Source organism: Nautilia sp. (genome assembly GCF_053994455.1).
The window spans coordinates 1-7,899 of sequence record NZ_JBMYAU010000049.1 but is presented as its reverse complement, the minus strand read 5'-3'; the positions used below and the strand labels follow the sequence as shown (position 1 = coordinate 7,899).

At 39.2% G+C, this 7,899-nt stretch carries 6 protein-coding genes and 1 pseudogene; 6 read left to right on the top strand and 1 reads right to left on the bottom strand.

Annotated features, from left to right (window positions below; translation table 11 throughout):
* Nucleotides 1–274 precede the first annotated feature (274 nt).
* Entirely contained in the window at nucleotides 275–2,869 is a 2,595-nt protein-coding gene (gene acnB, locus ACXJIE_RS03400; protein ID WP_456479575.1) for a bifunctional aconitate hydratase 2/2-methylisocitrate dehydratase, read from the bottom strand.
* Nucleotides 2,870–3,000: 131 nt separating this feature from the next.
* Here acnB and ACXJIE_RS03395 point away from each other — a divergent pair, with 131 nt between their 5' ends.
* From ACXJIE_RS03395 to ACXJIE_RS03370, 6 genes and pseudogenes are all read left to right on the top strand, one after another.
* Nucleotides 3,001–3,945 (top strand): KpsF/GutQ family sugar-phosphate isomerase, encoded by a 945-nt coding sequence (locus tag ACXJIE_RS03395; protein ID WP_456479574.1) that lies wholly within the window; start codon nucleotides 3,001–3,003, stop codon nucleotides 3,943–3,945.
* A 102-nt stretch (nucleotides 3,946–4,047) separates the two neighbouring features.
* On the top strand, nucleotides 4,048–4,815 hold the full coding sequence (locus ACXJIE_RS03390) for a pseudouridine synthase (RefSeq protein WP_456479573.1): 768 nt from the start codon (nucleotides 4,048–4,050) through the stop codon (nucleotides 4,813–4,815).
* A 12-nt stretch (nucleotides 4,816–4,827) separates the two neighbouring features.
* Complete coding sequence (locus ACXJIE_RS03385) at nucleotides 4,828–5,214, top strand: secondary thiamine-phosphate synthase enzyme YjbQ (RefSeq protein ID WP_456479572.1); 387 nt, start codon at nucleotides 4,828–4,830, stop codon at nucleotides 5,212–5,214.
* Nucleotides 5,207–6,820, top strand: a complete 1,614-nt coding sequence (locus ACXJIE_RS03380) for a cation:proton antiporter (RefSeq protein ID WP_456479571.1) — start codon at nucleotides 5,207–5,209, stop codon at nucleotides 6,818–6,820. Before ACXJIE_RS03385 ends, ACXJIE_RS03380 begins: the two co-directional genes overlap by 8 nt.
* A complete protein-coding gene (gene galU, locus ACXJIE_RS03375) occupies nucleotides 6,817–7,626 on the top strand; it encodes a UTP--glucose-1-phosphate uridylyltransferase GalU (RefSeq protein ID WP_456479570.1) in 810 nt (269 codons plus the stop codon). The genes ACXJIE_RS03380 and galU overlap by 4 nt, the downstream gene beginning before the upstream one ends.
* Before the next feature lie 2 nt (nucleotides 7,627–7,628).
* Nucleotides 7,629–7,899, top strand: a pseudogene (locus tag ACXJIE_RS03370) (glutamine--fructose-6-phosphate transaminase (isomerizing)); the annotation flags it as partial.

Genomic DNA, 7,899 nt, shown 5'->3' with positions numbered 1-7,899 from the left:
TTAACAGCACACATCTTAGCCTTAATGAATATCGTCCGTCTTTAGTGTTTCTTATTTCTTTTTTTAATTCCTCTATTGTATGTAATTCTTTTACCTCTAACCTCTTCATACTTCACTTCAAGCAATTCTTATTCCTTACATATTGTTCGCTGTCATTTGGGCTTTGGTATAATTATCGGTTTAATATAACTTATTTAGGTGTCTGTCACTTTATTGGAAATTTGTTAAATGTTATATATTGGACTGATATCATAAAGAAAAAAAAGAAGAAAAATTACTGAAGCGTTAAGCTCAGCATTTTTCTTACGTAGTCTTCTGGCATTTGATGGAAGTACAGGTATTTGTAAACTTTGTCTTCTTTACCTGCAAGTTTTTTCTCTACGATTTCAAGGTATTCTTCTTTAGTTGGTATTCTTCCAAGCATTGCTGTTACTGCTGCAAGCTCGGCACTTCCGAGATAAACTTTCGCGCCTTTACCTAGTCTGTTGTCGAAGTTTCTTGTTGATGTTGAAAATACGTTTGCGTTATCCGCAACTCTTGCCTGGTTACCCATACATAATGAACATCCCGGAATTTCGATTCTTGCACCCGCCTGACCGAAGATTGCGTAATATCCTTCTTCAGTTAATTGTTCTTTATCCATTTTTGTAGGAGGAGCGATCCAAAGTCTTGTAGGCACCTGACCTTCGCCCTGAAGGATTTCACCGGCGGCTCTGTAGTGACCGATGTTTGTCATACAGCTTCCGATAAACACTTCATCGATTTTGTGTGGTCTGTTTGAATCAGCCAGTACTTCGGAAATTGTAGCAACGTCATCAGGATCGTTCGGACATGCAACGATAGGCTCGGTTATTTCATTCAGGTCGATTTCTATTACAGCCGCATATTCAGCGTCTTTGTCCGCTCTAAGCAGGCTTGGATTTTCGAGCCATTCTTTCATTTTGTCGATTCTTCTTTGGATAGTTCTTTTATCTTCATATCCCGCTTCAATCATGGCTTCAAGAAGTTTGATGTTTGATTTCAGGTATTCGGCAACCTGATCTTCACTGACATCCACCGTACATGCAGCCGCACTTCTTTCCGCACTGGCGTCAGCAAGTTCGAATGCTTGTTCGATTGTAAGGTTTCTGATGATGTCACCTTCGATTTCAAGGATTCTGCCGTTAAATACGTTCTTTTTGTTTTTCTTTTCAACCGTTAAAAGCCCTTGTTTGATTGCAAAGTATGGAATTGCGTTAACAAGGTCTCTTAGAGTAATTCCGGGCTGAAGCTCACCTTTGAATCTTACAAGTACACTCTCAGGTACGTTTAGAGGCATACTTCCAGTAACGGCTGCGAACGCTACAAGCCCTGAACCTGCAGGGAATGAAATACCCATCGGGAATCTTGTGTGTGAATCCCCGCCTGTTCCGAGTGTGTCAGGTAAAATCATTCTGTTAAGCCATGAATGGATAACACCGTCCCCTGGTCTGAGCGCTACACCGCCTCTGCTGGTAATAAACGCAGGAAGAGTGTGGTGAAGCTTGATATCCGCAGGTTTCGGATAAGCGGCTGTGTGACAGAAACTTTGCATTACAAGGTCAGCGTTAAATCCGAGTGCCGCAAGTTCTTTGATTTCGTCCCTTGTCATTGCGCCTGTAGTATCCTGGCTACCTACAGTTGTTGCAGTAGGTTCTACATACATTCCAGGTCTTACACCTTCCATACCGCAGGCTTTACCTATAATTTTCTGGGCAAGTGTATATCCTACGCCTTTTTTCTCTTCAGGCTGTGCAGGTCTTGTGAAGATGTCCGTTTCAGGTTCCAGTCCAAGTGATTCTCTTGCTTTTTTAGTAAGGTTTTTTCCGATAATGAGAGGTACCCTGCCGCCTGCTTGAACTTCATCAGGAAGAGTGTTCGGTTTAAGTTTAAATTCACTAACAACTTCACCGTTTTTAAGGATTTTACCTTCATAAGGTCTGATTTCGATAACATCGCCTGTTTCAAGGTTTTCAACCGGTGCTTCGATTGGAAGGGCTCCCGCGTCTTCACAAGTATTGAAGAAAATAGGTGCAATAACACCGCCGATTACAATACCGCCTCTTTTTTTGTTCGGTACGTAAGGGATTTCTTCACCGATATGCCAGATTACAGAGTTTGCCGCAGATTTTCTGGAACTACCTGTACCCACAACGTCACCTACAAATGCTACAGGGTGACCCGTTTTTTTAAGCTCTTCGATAATTTCAAGTGCGTTAGGTATTTTTGCTTTTAGCATAGAAAGCGCATGCAATGGAATGTCGCTTCTTGTAAACGCTTCACTTGCCGGTGAAAGGTCGTCTGTGTTTGTTTCGCCAGGTACTTTAAAAACTACGGCTTTGATGCTTTCGGGAAGTTTCGGTTTAGTTGTGAACCATTCGGCGTTTGCCCAGCTTTCAAGTACTTCTTTTGCGTATTTGTTTCCGGCTTTTGCCAAATCCTCAACGTCGTGGAACGCATCATAAACAAGCAGAGTGTTTTTAAGCTGGTTTGCAGCTTCTTTTGCAACTTCTTTATCTTCGTGGCTCAGTGCGTCGATTAGAGGCTTTACGTTGTAACCCCCGAGCATGGTTCCCAGGATTTCAACGGCTCTTTTTTTAGAGATTGCGGGAGATGAAGTTTTGCCCTGAATGATGTCGTTTAAAAACGCCGCTTTTACGTATGCCGCGTCGTCAACACCCGGGTTGATGTGGTTTAGGAAAAGGTCCATCAAATATTCTTCTTCAACAATGGGAACCTGTTTTAAAAGTTCAACGAGTTCCGCAGTCTGCTCAGCAGTTAAAGGCAGTGGAGGAATTCCAAGTTTTGCTCTTTCTTCAGTATGTTTTTTGTATTCTTCAATGAAACTCATGAGAATCCTTTTTTGTTTGAATTATAACGCTTATTTTTACAAATAGTTACAGTTTAAAATATTTTATTTAAGCATATGTGTGAAAAAGTAACACCGTTTTTTTGATATAATTTTAATTAAAAAGGAAACAGGTGGATTTTAAAAAAACAGCAAGAGAAGTGCTCGAAATTGAAGCGAACGAGCTTTTAAACGCAAGTGTTGAGGGAATAGAAAAAGCCGTAGAAATCGCATATAACACCAAAGGCAAACTAATCGTAACGGGAGTGGGAAAATCCGGGCTTATAGGCTCTAAAATAGCCGCGACACTGGCGAGTACGGGGACACCGAGCTTTTTTTTGCATCCCACCGAGGCGCTGCACGGGGATCTCGGAATGATTACCAAAAGCGATTCGGTGCTTGCTATCAGCTATTCGGGGGAAAGCGAGGAGCTTATAAAGATTCTGCCTCATATTAAAAGATTCGAAGTGCCTTTAATAGCTATGACCGGAAGAGGGGATTCCACGCTTGCAAGATATGCCGATGTGGTTTTAAACATTCACGTAAATAAGGAAGCCTGTCCTTTGAATATAGCTCCTACAAGCTCTACAACGCTTACTCTTGCCATGGGTGACGCGCTTGCCGTATGCCTTATGAAAAAAAGAAATTTTACAAAAGAGGATTTCGCCTCATTTCATCCGGGGGGGAGTCTCGGTAAAAAACTCTTTGTAAAAGTCAAGGATCTGATGAAAAAAGAGTTCCCAGTAGCCGGTGAAAACGACACTCTCCAGGAAGCTATAATTAAAATGACCGAAGGAAAACTCGGGCATGTTTTGTTTATAGACAATGATAAAGTAAAAGCTATTTTAAGCGACGGGGATTTGAGAAGGGCGATGATGAGCGAAAAGTTCGATTTAAAAGAAAAAGCGGTAAATTTCGCAACACATCATCCGAAAACGATATCCAAAGAAGTACTTGCCGCGGATGCGCTTAAATTTATGGAAGACAATAAAATACAGTTTTTGCCTGTAACCGATGAAAGCGGAAAAATAGCCGGCGTTATACACATACACAACTTAGTCGAAGCGGGAATTAAATAATTGAGAACGGAGAGTTAAGAATTTGAAATTAATAAATTCGAATTATTGCAAATAGCCAATATAACGATATACTAATAAATTAAAATATACAAAAGGAAAAAAGTGAGATTAAACAAATTTATAAGTCACCATACGACTTATTCAAGAAGAGAAGCGGATAAACTGATTTTTGACGGAAGGGTTAAAGTTAACGGACGTGTTATAAAAGAGCCCGGTTTCGAAGTTGAAGAGGGCGACAAAGTGGCGGTTAACGGCAGAGCGGTTAAAAAAAGTACAAAGTACACCTGTATCGTTTACAATAAACCCAGAGGCGAACTCGTAACCAAAAAAGACGACAGGGGCAGAAAAACGATTTACGATTCCCTGCCGAAAAAATACAGACATTTCATACCGGTAGGAAGACTTGATTTCAATAGTGAAGGATTGTTGATATTAACAGATTTACCGAAAGTCGCCCATGCACTTATGAATTCGGATCTGCCGAGAGTGTATAAACTGAAAATCAAAGGCGAAGTTACCGAGGATATGATAAAAGCCATGCAAGAAGGCGTTGAAGTCGGCGACGCCGGAGCTCATGAGGAGAGTGATATTAAAAAGATGGCGTTAAAACCGTTTTTGAGTGCGCAGATTATTAAGAATTCACCTAAATACTCAACTTTAAAGGTTGCAATAGGAGAGGGTAAAAACAGGGAACTCAGAAGATTTTTCGCAAATTTCGGAAGTGAAGTTATGGATTTAAAAAGACTATCTTATGGATGGGTGAGTCTTAATGCGCTTCCGACGGGGAAAACCAGATATTTTGATAAAAAAGAATATAAACTTTTAAAAGAGTTTTTACATAAAACGGATGACAAAAAACATTTCAGATAAAAAGGAGAAAGTATGCAGAAATTAACATTTAAAACGAATTACAAATCCGAAGTAATCGATATTACCGAAGATATTAAAGAAGCGGTTATAAAAAGCGGGGTAAAAAACGGGATAGTAACAATCTTCTGTCCGCATTCTACCGCAAGTGTAATAATTTTTGAAAAAAGCGACGCAACCCTTAGAAGGGATTTGCTCGGAATGCTTAAAGATATAGTACCGTACAGGGAATATACGCATTCTAACGCGAGGGCGCATCTTAAAGCCGCTTTTTTAAGAAGCAATTTAACGCTGATTATTGAAAATGCGAATATAGTTTTAGGAAAATGGCAGGGTGTTTTTTTTGTTGAATTCGACGGGCCGAGGGAAAGAGGGGTATTTATCAAGGCCGTTAATGGCTAATCCCGTTTTGATTGTTATCGTTTTGCTTTTTATTGCTCTTAGTTTCAACATACCTTTTGCAAAATACAAAATTCCCCCCATAATAGGATATATTTTTACCGGAATAATAGTCAGCAACATATTTGATATAGACAAACATACTATTGAAATAGTCGCTGAAATGGGTATTGTTTTTTTGATGTTTATGATAGGACTTGAGTTTTCTCCGGAAAAGCTCAAATCCATGAAAAAAGAGGTTTTCGGGTTCGGTATTGCGGAAATGTCGCTTGTAAGCGGTGTTTTCGGATTTTTTTTCTGGTTTGTTTTGAAGTTGGATGTGAGGATAGCTTTTATCGTAGGTGCCGCTGTGGCTTTAAGTTCCACGGCCATAGTGCTTAAACTGTTAAATGAAAACAGGGAAATTTCAAAACCTTACGGACGGATTTCACTCGGAATTCTTCTTTTTCAGGATATTGCGGTTATTCCTATTCTTATAGCCATTTCGATTATTGTAAACAAGGACGCAAATTTAACGCAGCTTATTTTTAAAACGCTCGGGGGATTCGCCGCACTCGGGGCGTTTATATGGATATACGGTAAATATATAGCCCCTTTTGTAATTTCGCACGCTACAAAAACAAAATCGGATGAGATATTTATCGCAACCGTTTTGTTGGTAGTATTAACGGCTGCCGAAATCGCGCATTTTTTCGGGCTCAGTTATTCTCTCGGAGCGTTTCTTGCCGGGATGATTTTAAGTGAAACTAAATACAAATACCAGATTGAGGCGGATTTGGTTCCGTTTAGGGATATACTGCTCGGAGTGTTTTTTATATCCGTGGGACTTATGGTGAATGTTTCTTTTGTTATACATAATATATTTACGATTTTATTAATGACATTTCTGTTTATGGCGGTGAAAGCCGGTGTTATTTACATGATGCTTAAATATTTCGTAAAACATAACAGAATAGCAGTAAAAACGGCGTTTACTCTTTCACAGATAGGCGAATTCGCTTTTGTAATATTCGCTTTAATGGGCAGGCATAACTTGGTTGAGGCCGGTTTGTTGCAGAAATTGGTTGTTGTAACGGTGATTTCGATGGTTTTAACGCCTTTTATTGTCAGATATATATATAAAATCGCCGATTTGTTTGATAAAGACATTCAGGATTTTGAAGAGTTTATGTTAAAACCGGCTGAAACGGCCGGACATATTATTTTGATAGGATATGATAAAATAGGGCAAAGAGTGGCCAAAAAACTGACGGATGCGGGAATTTCTTATGTCGCTATAGACAAACAGATAGAAGAGGTTAAAAAAGGACTTAAAAACGGAGACAATGTAATTTTCGGCAATGCCGCTAATAAAAAAATGCTCGAAAGTCTTCATATAGAAGATGCCGCTGCGGTTATCATAACTACACAGAATGAAGATCATACGCACATGATAGTGGAAAATATTTTAGATATAAACCCTAATTTGAATATAATTGTACTTACGGATTCGGATATTGAAAAAGAATTTTATTCGAATCACAACGTGTATGTGATAGACAAGAGCAAGGAGCTTGCAAAAAAATTAATCGAACTTTCATTAAAATGCGATTTAAAGGAGAACAGATGATTACGAAAGCTTTATTTCCGGCTGCGGGATACGGAACAAGATTTTTACCGGCCACAAAATCGGTACCCAAAGAGATGCTTCCTATTGTAAACAAACCCCTTATCCATTACGGTATTATAGAATGTATGAACGCAGGCATAAAAGAGATAGGGTTTGTAACGGGAAGAAACAAAAGGGCGATTGAAGATTATCTGGATCACAATCCTGAATTGGAGGCGAAGGTAAGAAATTCAAGCAAAGCGAAACTTCTTCATAAAACGAACGAAATGATCAAACAGTGTACGTTTACGTATGTAAGACAAAAAGAGATGCTAGGACTCGGACATGCCGTTTTAAGCGGGAAGCCTTTAATAGGGGATAATCCTTTTGCGGTTGTGTTAGCGGATGATTTGTGTGAAGGCGACGTTATAAAACAGATGACGGAACTATATAAAAAGTTTAAATGTACTATAATAGCTATAGAAGAAGTTCCAAAAGATCAAGTAAATAAATACGGTGTTATAAAAGGGAAAAAAATAGAAGAAAATATATATATGATAGAAGATATGGTCGAAAAGCCGGAACCGGAAAAAGCACCGAGCAATCTTGCGATTATAGGTAGATATATATTAACACCGGATATATTTGAACTTTTAGAAATGACAAAACCCGGAAAAGGGGGTGAAATACAGCTTACGGATGCTCTGTTGAAACAAGCTAAAGAGGGAATGGTTATAGGTTATAAGTTTAAAGGTAAAAGATTTGACTGCGGGAGCGTTCAAGGATTTATAGAAGCTACGAATTATTTTTATCAGAGGGATTTTTAAGAATGTGCGGCATTGTAGGCTGTATAGGGAGGATAAATATCACTAAATTTCTTATAGACGGACTGAAGGAACTTGAATACAGGGGATATGACAGTGCGGGGATAGCCGTGTTTGATGAAAACGGCCTGAAAATAGTCAAATCCGTCGGAAAACTAAAAAACCTTCAAAGAAAAGTGGATCATATAAAATTTAAAAATCCTTTATGCGGAATAGGGCATACGAGATGGGCTACACACGGTAAACCCACGGAAATAAACGCCCATCCGCACAGCG